Origin of the sequence: Bacillus sp. B-jedd, assembly GCF_000821085.1 — a bacterium.
Lineage (GTDB): Bacteria > Bacillota > Bacilli > Bacillales > Cytobacillaceae > Bacillus_D.
The window spans coordinates 614074-633651 of the sequence record NZ_CCXR01000001.1; the positions used below are offsets into that span (position 1 = coordinate 614074).

Consider the following 19578-nt stretch of genomic DNA (forward strand, 5'->3'; position numbering starts at 1 on the left):
GGTCAAACCTCCTTCATTAAGCGTAGCAATCCATAATGCAGTTTGCTGTATTTCTTGTTTTAATCGATTCGATGATTAGTGCCGTCATTTCAGCAGTCCCAACCTTTTTGCCGGATTCGGTTTTTAAATCAGCGGTATGGAATCCCGCATTCAGGATCGACTCGACTGTTTCTTCGATTACATCGGCTTCTTCTGCCAAGTGGAAGGAATGCCTCAGCATCATAGCTGCGGAAAGAACCATCGCAACCGGATTGGCAATTCCTTTCCCCGCGATATCCGGCGCAGAGCCATGGACCGGTTCATAAAGGCCGAAACCGTCTTCCCTCAGGCTGGCAGAAGGAAGCATTCCGAGCGACCCTGTCAGGACAGAGGCTTCATCGCTTAAAATATCTCCAAACATGTTCTCGGTCACGATGACATCAAACTGAGACGGGTTCGTAATCAGCTTCATGGCCGCAGCATCAACCAGCACATGCTCTACTTTTACATCGGGAAAGTCCTGTTTTTTCTCTTCAACGATCTCCCGCCAAAGCTTGCTTGATTCAAGTACATTCGCTTTATCGACAGAAGTCAGATGCTTACGGCGCTGCTGCGCGCATTCGAAAGCCTTCTCGACAATCCGTTCAATCTCAGACCTGCTGTAAAAGAGGGTGTCGACAACGACCTGGCCGTTATCGCGCCGCTCGCTCGGAGTACCGAAATAAAGCCCGCCAGTCAGCTCCCTGACAATAAGAAGGTCGCTTCCTTTCACGACTTCTTCTTTTAAAGGAGAGGAGTGAAGCAGTTTTTCAAAACCTTTTATTGGACGCAGGTTTGCAAAGAGGCCGAGTTCCTTCCTAATCCCAAGTAGGCCTCGTTCCGGCCTGAGGTGGGAAGGATTATTGTCCCACTTCGGGCCGCCGACAGCCCCGAGCAGCACGGCGTCAGCTCTTTTGCAGGCCGCGGCTGTTTCAGGGGGAAGGGGATTCCCGTGTCTGTCAATCGCAACGCCACCGATATCATGGCTTTCAAAGCTGAAGGAGTGGCCGAATTCCTCGGCGATTGTCGTTAAGACGGCCTTTGCTGATTCCATTACTTCTTTTCCAATTCCGTCACCTGGCAGCATGACAATATGTTTTTTCACGGCATTGGCCTCCTTGGTTTTTATGGATGGAAGCTGCACTATAAACCGATGGCAGCTTCGAATGTTTTAACTGTTGGCAGTTTGCAAAACTTTTGTATTCTGGCTGTAAAAAACGCGGTTCACAGCATTCAAAAAGGCGATTGCCGATGCTTCAAGGACATCTTGCGAGGAGCCGCGCCCGCTTACCTTGACATCATTGACAGTCATTTTCACATGGACCTCTGCCAAGGCGTCCCGGCCCTGGCCGACAGAGCTCAGTTGATACTTGGCCAGATGGATATCTTCTTTAATAAGTGCTTCAAGTGTGTTATACAGGGCTTCGACAGGACCTTTTCCTGTTCTAGCTGTCTCAACCCGGATCCCTTCAGGAGTTGTGAGCGCGATAGTTGCTGTCGGGAGGTTCATGGAACCTGACTGCACCTGGTACGCCAGCAATTCGTACTTCTTCACATCGGAAACTGAGGTCTGGATATCGGTTAAAATCGTGAATAAATCTTCGTCCGTGACTTCTTTTTTGCGGTCAGTCAGCAGTTTGAATTGCTTAAAAGCTTCATCTGCTTTTTCATCTTCAAGCGAAAATCCAAGTTGATGGATTTTATCCTTGAACGCATGGCGTCCGGAATGCTTCCCGAGGACAAGCTCATTCGATTCAATTCCGACCATGGATGGATCAATAATTTCGTATGTTTGCGGGTGCTTGAGAACACCGTCCTGATGAATGCCCGATTCATGGGCAAAAGCATTCTGTCCCACTACTGCTTTATTTGGAGCAATCGTCATGCCAGTCAGCTTCCGGACTAGATCGCTTGTGCGCTTGATTTCTTTTAAGTTGAGGCTCGTTGAATAAGGATATTGGTCACGCCGGATGGCGAGGGCAATAGCGAACTCTTCAAGAGCGGCGTTGCCTGCCCGTTCCCCAATTCCATTAATAGTTCCTTCCACCTGTGTCGCCCCGTTTTCAATGGCGGCTATTGTATTGGCAACAGCGAGGCCAAGATCATCGTGGCAATGGGCGGACAGAACCGCTTTATGAATGTTCGGAACATGCTCTTTCACATAACGGAACATTCGGCCATATTCCTCAGGTGTCGCATAGCCGACTGTGTCTGGAAGATTGATGACGGTCGCTCCGGCATCAATCACTTTTTCAATGATCTGGGCAAGAAAACCGAGGTCGGAACGCGATGCATCCTCTGCCGACCATTCAACCACCGGGAACTTCTCCCTTGCATAACGGACCATTTCGGAAGCGAGCTGAATGACCTGTTCAGGTGATTTTTTCAGCTTATACGTCATGTGGATTGGGGAAGTAGCCAGGAACATATGGAGGCGAGGGGCCTCAGCTTCCTTCAATGCCTCCCAGGTAATATCGATATCCGATTTTGTAGCCCGCGCCAGGCTGGCAATCGATACATTCCTGACTGTCCGGGCAATCGTCCTGACTGCATCAAAGTCACCCTGTGAAGAAGCGGGAAAACCGGCCTCCATCACATTCACGCCAAACTTCTCCAGCTGCCTGGCAATCTCCAGCTTCTCCAGCTGATTTAAATTAACGCCCGGAGATTGCTCTCCATCACGCAGTGTCGTATCGAAAATGTGAATGCTCTGCACCATTTGAATTCCCTTCCTTCATTTTTTGTCGGCCCCAATCCCTTTGATAGCAGGGAAGGGGGCCAGGATTTTAATTTTGTTAATCTGCTCGGACTTGTGATTAACGTGACAATACTTTCTGCTTTGGTTTAACAAATGGCATCAGCTCGCGGAGCTCGCGGCCAACTTTCTCGATCGGATGGTTATTTTCTTTCGAATTGATGGCATTGAACTGCGGGCGGTTCGCTTGATTCTCAAGAATCCAGCCTTTTGCAAAAGCTCCTGTCTGAATGTCATGGAGGATTTCCTTCATGCGGGCCTTCGTATCGTCATTGACAACGCGTGGACCGGAAACGAAATCTCCCCATTGAGCAGTATCCGAGATTGAATAGCGCATATTTTCAAGGCCGCCTTCATACATGAGGTCGACAATCAGTTTTAATTCGTGCAGGCATTCGAAGTAGGCGAGTTCTGGCTGGTAGCCTGCTTCTGTCAATGTTTCAAATCCTGCTTTCACGAGGCTGGTCAGCCCGCCGCAAAGGACGGCCTGTTCGCCGAAGAGATCGGTCTCGGTTTCTTCTTGGAACGTTGTCTCCAATACTCCCGCGCGGGCGGAACCGATTCCTTTCGCATAGGCAAGGGCAATCTCACGTGCCTGGCCGGTGTAGTCCTGGTAGACCGCGAAAAGGGCAGGGACGCCGGCGCCTTCCTGATAGGTGCGGCGGACGAGATGTCCTGGACCCTTAGGAGCTACCAGGAATACATCCACATCAGCAGGAGGGACGATCTGGTTGAAATGGACATTGAAGCCATGAGCAAAAACAAGTGCTGCACCCGGCTTCAGATTCGCTTTGATGCTTTCTTCATAAACCTGGGTCTGCCTTTCATCCGGAAGGAGTACCATAACGACATCCCCCTGGGCAGTCGCCTCGGCAACAGAGCAAACGGCGACGCCATCTTCCGCTGCCTTATCCCAGGAACGTCCTTCCCTTAACCCGACAACGACGTCAAAGCCGCTGTCCTTCAAGTTCAGTGCGTGGGCATGGCCCTGAGAACCATAGCCGATGACCGCGATTTTTTTAGATTTCAAAACCTCTTCGAAAATATCCTGATTGTAAAGTACTTTTGCCATTGTTAATTCATCCTTTCGATTAAGAAAATTAGTAGGTTTATATTTGTAAAGAATAAGAGGGAAATTCCGTTACTTGCGGCTGGTTCCCGCGCAATAGGGCGGTTACACCAGTCCTGGCAATTTCCTTAATTCCGTACGGACGGAGGAGATCAATCAGTGCTTCAACTTTTTCTGGCTTTCCGGTCACCTGGATGGCTAGGCTTTCTTTGCTGACATCGATAACAGCGGCCCGGAACGGGTCAATGATTTCCTTGATTTCCCGGCGGAGCTGCCCGCTGCTTGCCACACGGATTAGGGCAAGTTCCCTGAGGACAATTGCTTTATCCGTAATATCTGAAACTTTTAAAACATCAATCTGTTTATTCAATTGCTTCGTAAGTTGCTCAAGTTTCTGGCTGTCTTCCACATCGACAACGAGGGTCATTTTTGAAATGCCGTCGATTTCGGTTTGGCCGACAGAGATGCTTTCAATATTGAATTGGCGACGCTGTAGGAGGCCTGTAACCCGATTGAGGACGCCGCTTTTATTTTGCACGGTGGCTGTAATGATCCTTCTCATGGTTTCACCCCTATCATTTCATGCAATCCCTTGCCCGGCGCGATCATCGGATAGACGTTTTCCGTCAGGACAACCCGGCAATCAATGACAACAGGACCCTCATATGCCAAAGCTTCAGGCAAAATCCTCATCAGTTCTTCCTTCGTTTGGATTTTCACTCCCCGGATGGAATAGCTATCCGCCAATTTGACAAAATCGGGCTGGACAGGGAGGAGGGATTCGGAATAGCGTTCGTCGTAAAATTCCTCTTGCCATTGGCGAACCATGCCCAGGGCTCCGTTGTTGACAATAATGACCTTGACAGGAAGGTTCTTTTCCTGAAGGACCCCAAGTTCCTGAAGTGTCATCTGGAATCCGCCGTCCCCAACAAATGCGATGACGGTTTTATCCGGCGCGGCAAGCTGGGCGCCAATCGCAGCCGGGAAGCCGAAGCCCATCGTCCCTAGCCCACCGGAGGTAACCCAATGGTCCGGATTATCCAACGTGTAATGCTGGGCGGCCCACATTTGGTGCTGGCCGACATCAGTGGTCACAATCGCTTCACCGCCCGAGGCGCGGTAAACAGCCTGAATGACCTCCTGTGCGCTGAGCGCCTGCCCATAATCTTCGTTCCAAAGAGGGTATGCCTGCTTGTTTTCCGCCAGCTTTTTCAACCAGTCTTCATGATGCGTAACTTCAAATGCTTGTTTCAATATTTCCGTCAATGCCTCGCGGGCGTCGGCGACGATTGGGATGCTAGTCGGAACGTTCTTGCCTATTTCCGCAGGATCAATATCGATATGGGCCACTTTCGCGTTAGGAGCAAAATGTTTCAGATTGCCTGTCAGGCGGTCATCGAAACGGGCTCCGATGTTAACGAGCAAATCGCATTCATACAACGCCATGTTCGCGGCGTATGTACCGTGCATCCCAGCCATTCCAAGAGATAATTCATGATTGCCGGGGAAACTGCCGAGACCGAGCAAGGTGGTCGTGACCGGAAGCTGGTGCCTTTCGGCCAGTTCCCTCAATTCAACAGTTGCCCTGCCGTGCAGAATGCCCGCGCCAGCCAGGATGACCGGACGCTTCGCTCTGGATAAGGCATCTGCCAGCTTATTGATTTGGAGTGGATTCGGCCTTGTTGTCGGCTGGTATCCCGGCAAGTGGAAGGCTGTATTCATTTCGTTTGAATAGACAGGATTGGCGGAAATATCCTTGGGCATATCAATGACAACCGGGCCTGGCCTGCCTGTTGTGGCAATATGGAAAGCCTCTTTGATAATCCTTGGCAATTCGGCAATTGAACGGACCTGGTAGTTGTGCTTCGTAATCGGAGTAGTAATCCCGATAATGTCGGCTTCCTGGAATGCATCGGTTCCAATGACGCCTGTCGCGACCTGGCCTGTAAAAATGACGAGCGGCAGGGAATCCATCATGGCATCCGCGATTCCGGTAATAAGGTTTGTTGCGCCCGGGCCGGATGTCGCGATCACGACGCCGGGCTTTCCGGTCACGCGGGCATATCCTTCAGCCGCGTGGATAGAGCCCTGTTCATGCCTGAATAGCAGGTGTTTAATTTGGTCCCTGGCCCGATAGATGGCATCGTAAATGGGGAGTACCGCCCCTCCCGGATATCCAAAGATCGTATCGACGCCCTCGCTCACTAATGATTCAATTAGGACATCGGCACCCGTTTTTGGTGTGACAGCCCGCTCCATGGCCGGCATTGCTTCCACTTTCACGTTGAAATCCCTCCAGTTTTTACTTATTTTTTTCTTTGCTTTTTTCCACTCAGGGGACATCAGGCTTTTATGCTTTAGCAAATAAAAAAGCCTTTTCTCCCGCGAAACTCCTGCCGTTTTGTTAACAGCTGGATTTTCGGGGAGAAAAGGCATTGATCTTTTCTCGGTACCACCCGGATTCACAGCAGTCTTGCAACTGCTGCCTCATGAAGCGGAAAAGGGCTCCGCTCCGTTTTTGTAACAGGTGCTGAAAAACACCCGGCTAAGCCTAGTTGGGATGGCCCGTTCAGCTTAACACTCAGGGAGGATGTCGGAATAAGCGGTATTTCCGGGCTTCCACCATCCCCGGCTCTCTGTGAATACCGAACTCTCATTCCTTTATTCCCGTCATCGATTTCGTGATATACGATTCTCTAGAACTTCATGATTCCGCCTGTGCTGGCAGAAGTGACAAGCTTAGCGTATTTTGCCAGATAGCCGGTTTTGATTTTCGGCTCTGGTTTCACCCAGCTTTTTCGCCTTTCCTCCAATACATCGCCATCAATAATCAGGTTGATGGAACGTGCCTCAAGGTCAATTATGATGAGGTCCCCGCTTTCAACAAAGGCGATAGGTCCGCCCTCGGCTGCTTCAGGGGAGATGTGGCCGACTGAGATGCCGCGGCTCGCCCCTGAAAAGCGGCCGTCTGTAAGGAGCGCGACTTCCTTATCAAGTCCTCGGCCGGCAATGGCCGCGGTTGGTGCGAGCATTTCTGGCATTCCCGGTCCGCCTTTAGGGCCTTCGTAACGGATGACGACGACGTGCCCTGATTTGACAGTTCCGTTGTCAATTCCCGCCTGTGCTTCTTCCTGAGATTCAAACACAATTGCTTCCCCGGTGAATCTCTTAATTGAAGGATCGACTGCGCCGACCTTAATGACGCCGCCATCAGGGGCGATATTGCCGAACAGGATGGACAAACCGCCAACCGGGCTATAAGGGTTGTCTTTTCTTCGGATGACCTGATCGTTGGTGATTTCGGCATCCTTTACACTTTCATAAAGAGTTTCCCCGGTAATCGTGAGGGCTTCTTTATGAATCAGCCCGTCAATTTTGCATAACTCGTGAATAATCGCACTAACCCCGCCGGCATTATGGACATCCTGCATCGAATAATCGGAAGCCGGGCTAATTTTTGAAAGATAAGGAACGCGCTCTGCAATGCGGTTGATCTCCTGAAGGTCATAATCGATACCCGCTTCATGGGCAATGGCCAATGTGTGCAGGACCGTATTCGTTGAGCCGCCCATCGCCATGTCGAGTGCGAAGGCATTATCAAAAGCTTCCTTCGTCATAATGTCGCGCGGCTTGATATCTTTTTTGACCAAATCAATCAAATGTTTCGCTGCCCTGTTAATCAATTCGTGCCTTGTGTTGGAGGTGGCAACAATGGTTCCATTGCCGGGAACCGTCATGCCAAGCACTTCCATCAGACAGTTCATTGAATTGGCGGTGAACATGCCGGAGCAGGAACCGCAAGTCGGGCAGGCATTTGTTTCAATGTCCAGCAATTCCTGCTGGGTAATCGTCCCTTGGTTATAGGCACCGACGCCTTCGAAAACGGAAACGAGGGAAAGCGGCTTGCCTGTTGAGGAAACACCTGCTTCCATCGGTCCGCCCGAGACGAAAACAGAAGGGACGTTTGTCCTCGCCGCCGCCATCAGCATTCCTGGCGTAATCTTGTCGCAGTTCGGAATATAGAAGACCCCGTCAAACCAGTGGGCGTTAATAACTGTTTCCGCGCTGTCGGCAATGATTTCACGGCTTGGGAGCGAATAGCGCATCCCGATGTGTCCCATCGCAATCCCATCATCGACGCCGATTGTGTTGAATTCGAATGGGACGCCGCCCGCATCCCGAATCGCCTGCTTGACGACCTCTGCAAAAACATTCAGATGTTTATGGCCGGGAATAATATCAATATATGAATTGCAAACTCCGATAAAAGGTTTTTCAAGATCGCTTGTTTTTACTCCGGTTGCATACAGTAAACTCCGGTGAGGAGCCCTGTCGAACCCTATTTTAATCATATCGCTTCGCATGATGACCTCCTTAGCCCACGACCGCTTTTTGTTTGGCCTCCGGGTAGCATTGGACGCCATCCACCAGTACGAGCTTTCTGAACTCCTCGAGGAGGTGATTCGTGATTGTCCCCGGTTTTCCGTCACCGATCTTCCGTCTGTCTACATCAATGACGGCGATGACCTCGACTGCAGTGCCGGTAAGAAAAACTTCGTCGGCGACATATACGTCATGCCGGGTGAATGGCCGTTCAACGACTTCATATCCATTTTCCCTGGCAAGGTCGATAATGGCGTTTCTCGTAATGCCTTCCAATGCCCCGAGATAAACTGGCGGGGTATAAATGACTCCGTTCTTGATGATGAAAATGTTGTCAGCGGAGCCTTCAGTTACATATCCTTCGTCATTTAGCATGAGCGCCTCATCAACGCCTGCCTGGTTCGCTTCAAGCTTAACCAAAATATTGTTCAAATAGTTAAGGGATTTGATTTGTGGGCTCAATACATCCGGACGGTTCCGCCTTGTCGCGACTGAACCGACTTTCAACCCGCGGTCATATAGTTCTTTCGGAAAAAGGGACAGCGGCTCGGCTATCACGATTACCCTTGGCTTTGAACATGACGCCGGATCAAGCCCCAGGTTTCCCATGCCCCTGGAAACTACCACGCGTATGTAAGCGCTGGATAATTCATTTTTACGTACCGTTTCCACAATGATTTGGGTCATTTCCTCGGCTGTATAGGGAATGGCCAACATGATGGAATGGGCTGATTCGTAAAGCCTCTTCAAGTGCGCATCCAGACGGAAAACATTTCCGCTGTAAACCCGGATTCCCTCGAAAACTCCATCGCCGTAAAGAAAACCATGGTCGTATACTGAAACGACCGCATCTTCTTTCCTGACAAACTCACCACCAAGAAAAATATACTGACTGCCCAAAACAACTTCCACTCCTCTTTAACCATTCAAAAGGTTTGATATATTCACAGTGTCTTAAAATAGTTGGTAATTCCCTGAAAAGTCGTCCTTTCAAATAGTGAAATATCATTACGTGAAAGTGATAACTTACTTTTCTGAGATTTCCGTTAATAATACACCCATCCTTTAGCACTTTCAAGTCAAAAAATAGCAATTATCTGACAAGTTAGAATTTTCGTTTAACATGATAGCGTTTACAATGTTGACAGGTCAGGGATAATAGAAAAAATAAATTTTTTTATTTTTTTTTGCTTTGTTATCCTTGATTGGTGATTTCCACTCCGGGGACATGCTTTCCGCGGGGCGGACCGTGGAGCCTCCTCGGCGTCATAGACGCCTGTTTGTCCAGCTGCAGCGCCTAGCCCCTCGAGGTCGCTTCGGTCCCGAATGTGAAGTCAAAGAACGACTTCCCCTTCTGGCCCTCCAGCGCTGGTCGGGGCTGAACAAGGCGCTTTCGCTTTTCGAGGGGTCTCCACGTGCCGCTTCATCCCGCCGGAGTCAGTCCCCTCCGTTCCAATCAACTTCACCGAAAATTAACAACCACCTTTTAACTAAGATATTTTTAAAAAAATGCAAACAGTCCTGATGTGAAAATAAGGCTTTCCTTGCTTTGTCAGGAAAAGGTTCCAAGGAAGTACATGAAGGAATTCAAAAAGAAATAAGCGTATAATAAGAAAGTATTTTTGAAAGAGGGAGGCTCCTGCCGCACTATAGGGGGCAGGATGGACAGAAAATGAAAAAAATAGATATAAAAGGGGATAGTTCTGCATCCCACACACTTTTGCAAACATTCCAAAGCGCATTTATTTACAAAAAAAATCCGTTTCCCTGGAGGAAAGCAATTTGCGCAGGCCTGGCTTCATCCCTGCCAATCCTGTTAGGGCTTTTATTTGGGCATATGAAATTAGGGCTCGCCGCAGGGATGGGTGGATTTGCGTATTTATACGTTTTTAACCAGCCTTACGCCCAGCGTGCCAAAATGCTTTTCTTAATCGTGGCGGGACTTGCCTTGTCAATGGCTTTGGGCATTCTGCTGGCTCCTTATCCTCTTGGCATGGCCATTGGGCTGGGGATAACAGGAGCAGTTGGAATTTTTATATTTGGGGCGCTGAGGATTACTGGACCTTCGGCAATCTTTTTCGTTTTATGCTTTGCTATCGCATCAGGAATCCCCGCAACTCCGGCCGATGCCCCAATCCGCGGAGGACTAGTATTTTTAGGGGGAACTTTGTCCTGGCTAATCGCCATGGCGGGATGGTTTATCAATCCGCACGGACCTGAAACCGCAGCCGTTAAAAAGGTGTATACCCAGTTGGCGGGCTTTGCGGCTAATACTGGACAAGAAAGCATAGCCGGGGAACAGCACAAAACGGTCGCTGCCTTAAAGGAAGCGGAAGAAATCCTTCTGGCAGGCTATTCTTTTTGGACGAATAGTGAGCTGTATAAGCGCTTGTACCTGTTGAATGATCACGCTAATCGTTTGTTTCTGGAACTATTGGAGCTTTCGCGTGAGGGAAACAGCCTTCCTGCCGAAGTTGGACAATCGCTGCTCGCGATTGCTGAAGCAATTGGTTCGAGGAAGAAAAACATGGAGAAAATTCTCCAGCCAGACCGGGCTGATGAAAGGATTGCCGGATTATTCAGCGAAATATATGATGCGGATGCCATTTTAAATGAGCCGATTGAAAAGATCAACCGTACTGTGAAAATTGCCAAGCCTTCAATAAAAACGCTGTTGCTTGGTGCTTTTGATAAGAATTCGATTGTTTTTTTATCGGCATTGAGATACGGACTGGTTCTCCTGTTTGCCACTCTCCTGGCTCATGCCCTGCCCGTTGAGCGGTCATACTGGATTCCGCTATCATGTGGTTCTGTCATGCTTGGGTCAACAATCATCGCTACCTATCACAGAGCGATCCAGCGGACCTTCGGAACAATTGCCGGGCTAATCATAGCAAGTCTGCTGCTCATGAATATTCAAAATGGCTATATGGTGGCGGCCGCTATTTTTGCACTGACCTTTTTGACAGAAATGTTCATCGTTCGGAACTATGCCATAGCCGTTGTATTCATCACCCCGTCAGCTTTGCTGATTGCTGAGTATTCCACAAACATCCATGACTTTACATTTTTTGCAACAGCCAGGGCCGAGAATATTATCATTGGCAGCCTAATAGGCCTGTTCGGTGTATTCTTATTTGGGCGCAAGGCGGCTTCTGGAAGGTTAAATCATTTTCTTGCAAAAACAATTCGAAGCCAAGGACAGTACCTGGTCGCGCTGTTTTCAGAAAGGAATGGGAACATGTCTTTTCATGAAAGCAGGGAAAGCAGAAAAATGCATATAAACCTGGTAAATCTGTCGACTGTTTATGTTACAGCTTTAGGAGAAAATGCTGCGAGGAAAAAGCAATTGGAATCTCTGTGGCCGGCAATTTTTTCGATTGAAATGTTAGGCTACTACCTTGACTCTGCTTTAAAATACGATAAGCGAGCGGCCTTGTCGGACGATGTACTGGCCCAGCTGCTTTATACCTTTGAAACAATGGCGAGGTCAGCGGAACAGAACATTCCGGTGGGGCAGAGAGAAATCCCTGAAATGAAGGGGTTTGAAAAGATTCGGAACGAGATTTTAAGCCTGCAAAAATCATTGAGTTTTGGGGAAAAAACCGTTTAATAAAAGAGTGTTAATCTTATTTTGACATAACAATTAATCGATTTGTTACATGTTGGCTCTATTTGCCAAATGCCATGTAAAGGTGCTCCTGTACTACTCCCATTTACTTAAGCATATACAAGTAATAGGCTGTACAGAGGGAGGCCTGCGGATGAAGATTAGAAGGCGCTATCGCAAGAAGGGACCGCTGCCTTTAAAATATGTACTATTAATTACCATAATTACGTTTGTTTTTGTATCTTACCAAAGTTTAAACTTAATCAATAAATACATTGAGCCAAGCTTGATAAAAATTGCTGAAACGAAGGCAAGGGAGTTTGCCTCCCAGGCGGTTAATAAGGCAATAACTGAAAATGCAATTGAAAACATTGATGTAGAGAAATTAATTATTGTCCACAACAACTCTGGCGAAATTGGCTACAGTTTTAATTCCAAGCTATCTAATCGTGTAACTGCCGATGTAACGAATAGGGTCCAGAGGTATTTAAACCTGCTGGAGGATGGGAACATAAAAGATTTGGAGGCATTTAAGGAATTTAATGTTGATAAATCTCAGCGACAAAAAGGCTTAATCTATGAAATCCCAATAGGAATGGCTACAAATAATATCCTGTTTTCGAATCTTGGTCCAAAGGTACCGGTGCGATTTGAAATAATTGGCGATGTGGTCGCGAATATTGATACAAAAATTCGTGAGACGGGCATCAACAACACATACCTAGAAGTGTATGTCAAAACCCATGTCCAGATGAGCGTCATTATCCCATTGATCGATAAGGAAATTGATGTAGTTAATAGTGTGAAAATTGGTGATCTGTTTTTGCCCGGAAAAGTCCCGCAATATTATAACGGTGGAGGCAAGGGAGGCAGCGAAGTTAATCCCATTGTTATACCAGATGGCGGCAGATAAGGCCTGCAGATGATTCTGCAGGCTTTTTTACATATGTCCCAAAAACATGGGGAGGCTAATTACGAGGAGGTGCGGGATGAAAAAAGTAATGATCATACTTGGACTATTAGCCTTTATCGTATTGCCCAGTACCGATGTTTCGGCAAAACAGAACACAGACTGCAAAGTTTTGGAGCAAATCTTTAAAACAAAGGTCGAGAAAGCTGATGGGGTTTGCAAGGTAAGAATTCCCCGAAAAAACCTTGAAGTGACCTATATGGGGAACAAGGTATCTCCGGAAATGGTTGATTTAGCATTTGAGTTAAGTTTCAAAAAAGTGGAAAGTCAAACGTTAGTAATGGGTGAGATGGCGTTGCTGCAAAAAGAGGTAAATCAGGTAGTGGATGAATTAAGAAAAGGTGGTCTTGAGGTTTCGGCTATCCATAATCACTGGTTAAATGAAAAACCAAGAATTATCTATGTCCATTTTCAAGGTAAGGGAGATATGGTTAAGCAGGCTAATACAATAATTAATGCGATTGCGTTAACAAAAGAGTATAAAGGCACCTAATTAAAATAAGAGATAAAAAAAATACCTAATGAAACTTCTAACCGATAAAGTTAACAAAGAAGGGGATCCTCATACAGGATTCCCTTTTTTCGTGTGTAAAGCAGAAAAATTGAGAATACAGAGTATAGGCATACTCCCCACTAAAGTACTTCATATACAATAATATGGTAAAGCCAGTCCTATAGGATTCCATCTCTGGAAATTAAATCTATTAATAACGTAAACAAGTTAAAAAAGTTATTCCAGGAAAATATTTTAAGAATTAAATATTGATAATTTTGAAAAGAGCCGTGATATAATAGAGAAAAAAACAGCAAGGAGCAATTGGGATGCTAAGAGACATTTTTATCGGACTTTCAAAAAACCAGCTTCTGAACACAGCTGCGAAAAACTACGGGTTGAAGCTTGGCGCGCAGAATGTTGTCGCCGGCACAACCATTGAAGAAACCATTGAAAGCATTAAAGAGCTCAACAGGCATGGGATTTCTGCAACTGTCGACAACCTTGGCGAGTTCGTCTATAAGGAAGAAGAAGCAACCGAAGCGAAGCTGCAAATCCTTAATGTGATCCAGGCAATTCATGACCATCAGGTTGATGCGCATATTTCAATCAAACCGACCCAGGTCGGCCTTGATATCGACTTCGATTTCTGCCTTGAGAATGTGAGGGAAATCGTTGCAAAGGCAGCGCAATATGATATGTTCGTCAATGTTGATATGGAAGACTCCGGCCATCTTGATGCAACCTTAAAATTGGTGGATGCGTTATCCGCTGATTATGATAATATCGGGACGGTCATCCAGGCTTATCTGCACGATGCCCAGAACCAGGTTGAAAAGTATCAAAATAGCCGCATCCGCCTTGTGAAAGGAGCTTATAAAGAGCCTGAGGAAATCGCTTATCAGAATAAAAGCGAAATCGATGCGAACTATGTCAGCCTGATCGAATGGCATTTGCTGAATGGCAAGTTCACTTCGATTGCGACACATGACCATAACGTCATCAACCATGTGAAACAGTTTGTTAAAGAAAACAATATTCCGAATGAAAAATTTGAATTCCAGATGCTGTACGGCTTCCGCAGGGACATGCAGCTTCAATTGGCAAAAGAAGGCTACAACTTCTGCACTTACGTACCATTCGGAAAAGACTGGTATGGCTACTTTATGCGCCGCCTTGCGGAACGGCCGCAAAACCTGAACCTCGTTTTCAAACAGGTCTTCAATAAGAAAACAAATACCATCCTTGGAGTTGCCGCAGGAGCATTCCTTGTGGGCAGGCTTTCAAAAGGGAAAGATAAGAAGGACAAACAGTAATTAATCGAAACAGGCCGGAATCTCTGTATGGGGATTCCGCCTGTTTTTTATTTGGCGGATTTCTTTTTTCTCTTTTCAAGCTTCGTTTTAATAAGGCTTACGATAAAAAGGAAAGGGATGTAGCCGTATATAAATCCGATTCCAATATAAGTAGAAATATTATTCAATTTCCTTCCCCATATGATGTCTTCGAGTGCAATATTCATTAGGAAATAAGCCGTCAGAATTCCCAGAAGGGACCGGGAGGGTTTGAAATTGAAAGCAATTTTTAATGTCCTTGTGCACGACCATAGAAAAATACAGACGGACGAAATAATCACGATAAAAAAAACAAAGATAAAAATGAATTCAAAACTTTCCACAACAGTAAAGGAAATGACTTTGATCATTGTCAATGTCGGCCATTGAGTCCGAAGCAGCTTTCCCTGGGTATAGTATAAAAATGTCAGGATGGTTAGGGCAAAATAGAGGAGGGTGGTTACCAAAAGTCCAAGATAAGCCCATTTCTTTGCTTTCATTCCATTTTTAATAAAAGGCAAATAAATGAACATACATTCAAAACCTAGGAACATATAAACACTTTCCTTGGCGGACCAAACATAATCTTTTAAACCGTGATTGAATAAGGGAAGGATATTTCCCACCTGAAGATATTGTAACAGCACTAAAAATGGGGGGATCAGCACTAATGGAATCACGACTCCCCAAAAAGCCATTCCGGTAACGACCCTGAACCCGCCGGACACGATGTAATAGAGGACCAGGCATAGAGCAAAAGTCAGTTCCCAAAGCGGTATTCGGTCAAATGCGAATGTTTGCAGTAGATCAACATAGTTGTAAACGGCTAAAAATCCTCCAAGCATCAAGTGAAACACCAGGCCCACGTTGAGGAGTTTTCCGAAGAATTTTCCGAATGTCTCTGTATGAAAAGAAGGCAAGTCTCCGCCGGAACTCGTTTTAATTACCCTGAAACCAAAAAAAAGCAAGATATTCAGGCTGAATCCCACCATCAGAATAGAAACCCATGAATCCTGGCCTGCCCCTTTGGCAATGGAAGATTGAAAATTAAGCAATCCTACTCCAACTTGTGAGGAATGAACCAGGAAAAAGAGGAAAAAAGGTGAGACTTTACTATTTTCATGGACTAAAGCCATTATGCCACCTCTGTTCTGCTATCGCTTAATCCCCGCCTGGATAACAGTCGTCTTTACATCGATTTTTACTTGTAGCTTTTTGTACTCGTCTTTATAAAAAGTTCTCTCATTCCAATTTCTGTTATAAGCCCTTATTCTGTCACCAAGTCCTAAGGGATCCACTCCATTTTCTTTGAAAGTTTTTATTAAAGAAGTAATTTCACTCTTAACTTTCTTCTCTATTGTCTTTTCAAGGAGATGGATATCCTTTTCGTTATGAAGATGAACCCAATCGGGATATTCCCTGATAATGACGAATAAATTCAAAGATAGCTCCAAAGACCGTGAACGATTTGACTTTCCTGGCCTCCACGCTGGCTTGTTTTTCATAGTGCGGATCACTATGTCCCCGGTGTGAGAGCCAATTTTAATAGGTAATTCATAAAAACCCTGATGATTGAAGTTATCCAAAAGGCCAAAAATAAACGCCTGGTTATTATCAAGCCTGACCTTAAACTTATCATCCTTAAAGATGGCCAGCCCATCCACATATACATTGGTCTCTGCTCCCTGTTTCAGAATCGGCATATAGGGATCCCTGCCTTCCCCGTAATAATCATTCATGAATATATGAAGGCTTGTCCGGGGCATGGACGAGGTGGTGTAGTTTTGGACGATTGTATCATCAATTGCAAGGGTTCCGTTTTTTTTGACTCCCTCAAGATATTTTCTAGCAGTAGGTGTTACAACCACAGTCTGGATATCGGTAGCAATCATCGGATTATTAAAAACTGTATCAATTAGATGACCTATGCCGTGCCTTGCATAATCCTCCCCAAAGGCGATAACTTGGATTTTGGAAAGTTCAATGGGATTTTTCGTCTGTTTATTTGTCCTTGCCAAAAGCATGGAGGACGTTTTACCTCTAGTTTTCCTGATTTGAATATTGTCTTCATTTTTGCTCTTAGTATAATCAGGATATAATAACGTACCCCTTAATTCGCCACCCTCAAGGCTGTCGTACCCCACCGTATGAAGGATGCTTAATTGGTCAATCGTCTTTGTCCTCCCGCATGCGGATAGTGGCAAAAATAGAAGAACTATTGCGATGAGTACCGTTCTGTTCAAGAGGGCCGCCCCCTGCCTTATTCCGTATTAATGTTTTTACTAGGATCATTTTGCTCTGAGGGTTTATATTTTTTCTTTATCAGAGAACGTAAATAACCTGGCCGCTGTGAGGTATTCGAGTAGGGGGCCCTGATGAAAGAGTCCCCGATCCCTTTTCCTCTGACGGGGAAAAGCGGAACCATATAAGGGCTTCCGAGAGACTTTAGGCGCAAGAGATGGCCGAAAAGCAGGATGACCCCCACCGCAAGACCATACCCGCCCCATATTGCCGCCAGAAAGATAAGGGGAAACCGCAGAAGCCGGACCGTATTGGACATTTTGTAAATCGGTGTTGTAAAGGAGGATAAGGCCGACAGCGCGACAATAATTAACAAAATGTTACTCGTCAGCGCCGCCTCCACAGTTGCCTGCCCAATCACGATACCGCCGACAATGCCAAGGGTTTGGCCAATTTTGCTTGGCAGCCGGGCTCCCGCTTCCCTTAATAGCTCAATGGTGATTTCAAGAAATAAAACTTCCAGGAAAGGAGGAAAGGGCACATTCGCCCTTGAAAAGATAATTGGGCCGAGCAGGTCATTTGGAATAATTTCATAGTGGTATGTTAATACCGCTATATAAATAGGGGTAGCAAACACTGAGAAAGATACCCCGAAGAAACGGATCAGCCTGAAAAAGGAGCCCTGAATCCAGGAAGTGTAATAATCTTCCGGGGAGTTAAAAAAATCAAGGATGGATACAGGAGCGGTAATCGCATAACAGGATCCGCTCGATAAAAGGACTACTTGCCCGATTGATAGAGAATGCGCCGCCTTGTCGACCCTTTCGGTTGAAAGGAACAAGGGGAATGGCGTGGAAGTCTTATCAGATAACAGTTGTTCAATAATTGTATTGTCGTAGATGACATTAAAATCTGTATTTTTTATTCTTTGTCCGACAGTCTGGACAAATTCGGGATTTGTTACTCCGTTTATGTAGGCAATAACCACCTTGGTTTTTGAAAAACTGCCCATTTCGTACTCTTCAAATACAAGGTCGGTAGTTGCAATCAGGTTTCTTAATAAATGGAGATTTGTATCGAGATTCTCAATAAAACCGATCTTGGGGCCGATGACACTGAATTCATTTTCAGTGTCATTGTTTTGGCGCAGTCCTTTTATTGGATCAGTCAGATTTACCAGAACGCATTTTCTGCTATTCTCAAACTGGATCAGCCCGTAGCCCGCATTAAGTTTCTTTTCTGCTTCTATAGCATCTTCTGTTAACTCAATGCCTTCTATGGGCACATACTTTTTAATATCAGAAAGAGTACGGATATCTCCGGCGTTTTCCTTAATTGCGGGAAGAAGGCTGCGGCGGAGCAATGTTTCATCGATCATTGTTTTAAAACAGCTGATTGTCATACGCCCATTTTCCAGCGGAGAGTACTCCTGAAAATCGCTTGATTTTTTGGCCGCCTGCAAAATATCTTCCAGCATCCTGGGTTTATCTTGGCTCTCCGATGGATTTCTCTTCCATTTGAACATGTCCGTCCACCATATTCCTTTTCCAACATTCGTTCGATCATTATTTTATTATGCTAATTTTTCAGGAAGACTATGCAATTCTGCAAAACAAAAAAAGCCTCCGGGCATATAGGGAGGCTTGAGGCGCAAAAAATATGTTTATCTACTATTATTGGAGGAATGGGATAGGATAGCGGTTGAAAGCTTTTCGTATTCTGGCAGGGCGGAAGAAATGCCATTTTCCTTAATCGATTTTTCCAACGCGTGAAGCGCGCTTTCAATCAGGAAGTGCCGTGGTTCTCTTGAATGCGCCAGCTCTTCCTCAATGAAATCCAGCAATTCAAAAAACTTGGGCTGAGCTTCGGACTGATGTAATGATTTTTTTAAGGAAATGACGGATGCATGAAGCTGTTCCTGGAATGCTTGATCTGACGAGTGAAAATCAGGCTGCCACTTTTGCAGGTAAATCGGATTTAGCAATTGATCGTTAGTTTTCGAGACTTCTTCTACAACATGCGCAATTCTTTCTACACTGTAGCGGACTATTCCATCAATACTGACCATTGAGCCGTGCGCCATATGATTGAATTTAAGATTTTGCTGCAAAATTCCCAAGAACATAACAGCACAATCGAGAAGAAAAGCTTTTTTATCCTCCCCGAAAATGTCGGTAAACCGATTGAACAGCCATTTAATGTTTTTAATCTGGCTTTTCTTTAAAAATTCTTTTAGGGTGGGGTCGTTGGAAACCATGATTTCATCAAACAAGTAAAGCAGTTTATTTGCCCGGTTTGTTTTCAAATGAAGTTCAAGCTGTTTAATGAAAATTTCCCGATCGGATTGATTATTGCCAGCAAGCAATTCATTTCTCTCTAATTCAAGCTGTTTATAGATGGACGTAAATAATGCGATTAGCAATTCGCTTTTAGAGGAAAAGTAGTTATAAAAAGTTCCTTTCGATATGCCGCTATAATCAAGGATGTCCTGGATCGAGGTTGCCTGGAATCCTTTCTCTATAAATAATTGATGGGCTGCTTTAATAACCCGAAGTTTTCTGTCGTTCATTCAGTATCACCCTGGCTTCATTATACTCCCTGTATAAAAAGTATACTACACCATTGATTTGGGTTAAACAAACCTAATAAATTCGAGGGAAATTTTAATTGATATTTTTGGACCTGTGGTATATGATAAAGTGCAT

General features: G+C 45.7%; 15 protein-coding genes. 4 read left to right on the top strand and 11 right to left on the bottom strand.

Features of this window, described 5'->3' with window-relative positions:
• Nucleotides 1–16: 16 nt before the first annotated feature.
• The 7 genes from leuB to ilvE form a co-directional block, all read right to left on the bottom strand.
• Nucleotides 17–1123, bottom strand: coding sequence for a 3-isopropylmalate dehydrogenase (gene leuB, locus BN1002_RS02985; protein ID WP_048823560.1), 1107 nt, complete (start codon nt 1121–1123; stop codon nt 17–19).
• Between the two features lie 66 nt (nt 1124–1189).
• Nucleotides 1190–2737 carry a 2-isopropylmalate synthase gene (locus BN1002_RS02990; protein ID WP_048823561.1) on the bottom strand — a complete coding sequence of 516 codons (1548 nt, stop codon included), beginning with the start codon at nt 2735–2737 and terminating at the stop codon, nt 1190–1192.
• Nucleotides 2738–2834: 97 nt separating this feature from the next.
• Nucleotides 2835–3845 carry a ketol-acid reductoisomerase gene (gene ilvC / locus BN1002_RS02995; RefSeq protein ID WP_048823562.1) on the bottom strand — a complete coding sequence of 337 codons (1011 nt, stop codon included), beginning with the start codon at nt 3843–3845 and terminating at the stop codon, nt 2835–2837.
• A gap of 37 nt (nt 3846–3882) precedes the next feature.
• Nucleotides 3883–4404 (bottom strand): acetolactate synthase small subunit, encoded by a 522-nt coding sequence (ilvN, locus tag BN1002_RS03000; RefSeq protein ID WP_048823563.1) that lies wholly within the window; start codon nt 4402–4404, stop codon nt 3883–3885.
• Nucleotides 4401–6125 (bottom strand): acetolactate synthase large subunit, encoded by a 1725-nt coding sequence (ilvB, locus tag BN1002_RS03005; RefSeq protein WP_048827691.1) that lies wholly within the window; start codon nt 6123–6125, stop codon nt 4401–4403. The genes ilvN and ilvB overlap by 4 nt, the downstream gene beginning before the upstream one ends.
• A 413-nt stretch (nt 6126–6538) precedes the next feature.
• Complete coding sequence (gene ilvD, locus BN1002_RS03010) at nt 6539–8206, bottom strand: dihydroxy-acid dehydratase (protein ID WP_048823564.1); 1668 nt, start codon at nt 8204–8206, stop codon at nt 6539–6541.
• Nucleotides 8207–8216: 10 nt separating this feature from the next.
• Nucleotides 8217–9125 (bottom strand): branched-chain-amino-acid transaminase, encoded by a 909-nt coding sequence (ilvE, locus tag BN1002_RS03015; protein WP_048823565.1) that lies wholly within the window; start codon nt 9123–9125, stop codon nt 8217–8219.
• 772 nt (nt 9126–9897) lie between these two features.
• Here ilvE and BN1002_RS03020 point away from each other — a divergent pair.
• The 4 genes from BN1002_RS03020 to BN1002_RS03035 all read left to right on the top strand — a co-directional run bounded on the left by BN1002_RS03020 (nt 9898) and on the right by BN1002_RS03035 (nt 14614).
• Complete coding sequence (locus BN1002_RS03020) at nt 9898–11838, top strand: FUSC family protein (RefSeq protein WP_048823566.1); 1941 nt, start codon at nt 9898–9900, stop codon at nt 11836–11838.
• Nucleotides 11839–11989: 151 nt separating this feature from the next.
• Complete coding sequence (yunB, locus tag BN1002_RS03025) at nt 11990–12748, top strand: sporulation protein YunB (RefSeq protein WP_048823567.1); 759 nt, start codon at nt 11990–11992, stop codon at nt 12746–12748.
• A gap of 76 nt (nt 12749–12824) precedes the next feature.
• Nucleotides 12825–13298: a DUF1259 domain-containing protein gene (locus BN1002_RS03030; protein ID WP_048823568.1), complete on the top strand. Its 474-nt coding sequence runs from the start codon at nt 12825–12827 to the stop codon at nt 13296–13298.
• 329 nt (nt 13299–13627) lie between these two features.
• Nucleotides 13628–14614, top strand: coding sequence for a proline dehydrogenase family protein (locus BN1002_RS03035; RefSeq protein WP_048823569.1), 987 nt, complete (start codon nt 13628–13630; stop codon nt 14612–14614).
• A 47-nt stretch (nt 14615–14661) separates the two neighbouring features.
• Here BN1002_RS03035 and BN1002_RS03040 read toward each other — a convergent pair whose 3' ends face one another.
• The 4 genes from BN1002_RS03040 to BN1002_RS03055 all read right to left on the bottom strand — a co-directional run bounded on the left by BN1002_RS03040 (nt 14662) and on the right by BN1002_RS03055 (nt 19442).
• Complete coding sequence (locus BN1002_RS03040) at nt 14662–15768, bottom strand: GerAB/ArcD/ProY family transporter (protein ID WP_048823570.1); 1107 nt, start codon at nt 15766–15768, stop codon at nt 14662–14664.
• Between the two features lie 18 nt (nt 15769–15786).
• The gene (locus BN1002_RS03045) at nt 15787–16875 is read right to left on the bottom strand and encodes a Ger(x)C family spore germination protein (protein ID WP_048823571.1); all 1089 of its coding nucleotides are present in this window, start codon (nt 16873–16875) and stop codon (nt 15787–15789) included.
• A gap of 17 nt (nt 16876–16892) precedes the next feature.
• Entirely contained in the window at nt 16893–18398 is a 1506-nt protein-coding gene (locus BN1002_RS03050; protein WP_048823572.1) for a spore germination protein, read from the bottom strand.
• A 138-nt stretch (nt 18399–18536) separates the two neighbouring features.
• Nucleotides 18537–19442, bottom strand: coding sequence for a TetR/AcrR family transcriptional regulator (locus BN1002_RS03055; protein ID WP_048823573.1), 906 nt, complete (start codon nt 19440–19442; stop codon nt 18537–18539).
• Between the last annotated feature and the right edge of the window lie 136 nt (nt 19443–19578).

Coding starts and splice junctions, on each gene's coding strand:
- BN1002_RS02990 (WP_048823561.1), bottom strand. CDS start 2,737: ATGGTGCAGAGCATTCACATTTTCGATACGACACTGCGTGATGGAGAG.
- ilvC (WP_048823562.1), bottom strand. CDS start 3,845: ATGGCAAAAGTACTTTACAATCAGGATATTTTCGAAGAGGTTTTGAAA.
- ilvN (WP_048823563.1), bottom strand. CDS start 4,404: ATGAGAAGGATCATTACAGCCACCGTGCAAAATAAAAGCGGCGTCCTC.
- ilvD (WP_048823564.1), bottom strand. CDS start 8,206: ATGCGAAGCGATATGATTAAAATAGGGTTCGACAGGGCTCCTCACCGG.
- BN1002_RS03020 (WP_048823566.1), top strand. CDS start 9,898: ATGAAAAAAATAGATATAAAAGGGGATAGTTCTGCATCCCACACACTT.
- yunB (WP_048823567.1), top strand. CDS start 11,990: ATGAAGATTAGAAGGCGCTATCGCAAGAAGGGACCGCTGCCTTTAAAA.
- BN1002_RS03030 (WP_048823568.1), top strand. CDS start 12,825: ATGAAAAAAGTAATGATCATACTTGGACTATTAGCCTTTATCGTATTG.
- BN1002_RS03035 (WP_048823569.1), top strand. CDS start 13,628: ATGCTAAGAGACATTTTTATCGGACTTTCAAAAAACCAGCTTCTGAAC.
- BN1002_RS03040 (WP_048823570.1), bottom strand. CDS start 15,768: ATGGCTTTAGTCCATGAAAATAGTAAAGTCTCACCTTTTTTCCTCTTT.
- BN1002_RS03050 (WP_048823572.1), bottom strand. CDS start 18,398: ATGTTCAAATGGAAGAGAAATCCATCGGAGAGCCAAGATAAACCCAGG.
- BN1002_RS03055 (WP_048823573.1), bottom strand. CDS start 19,442: ATGAACGACAGAAAACTTCGGGTTATTAAAGCAGCCCATCAATTATTT.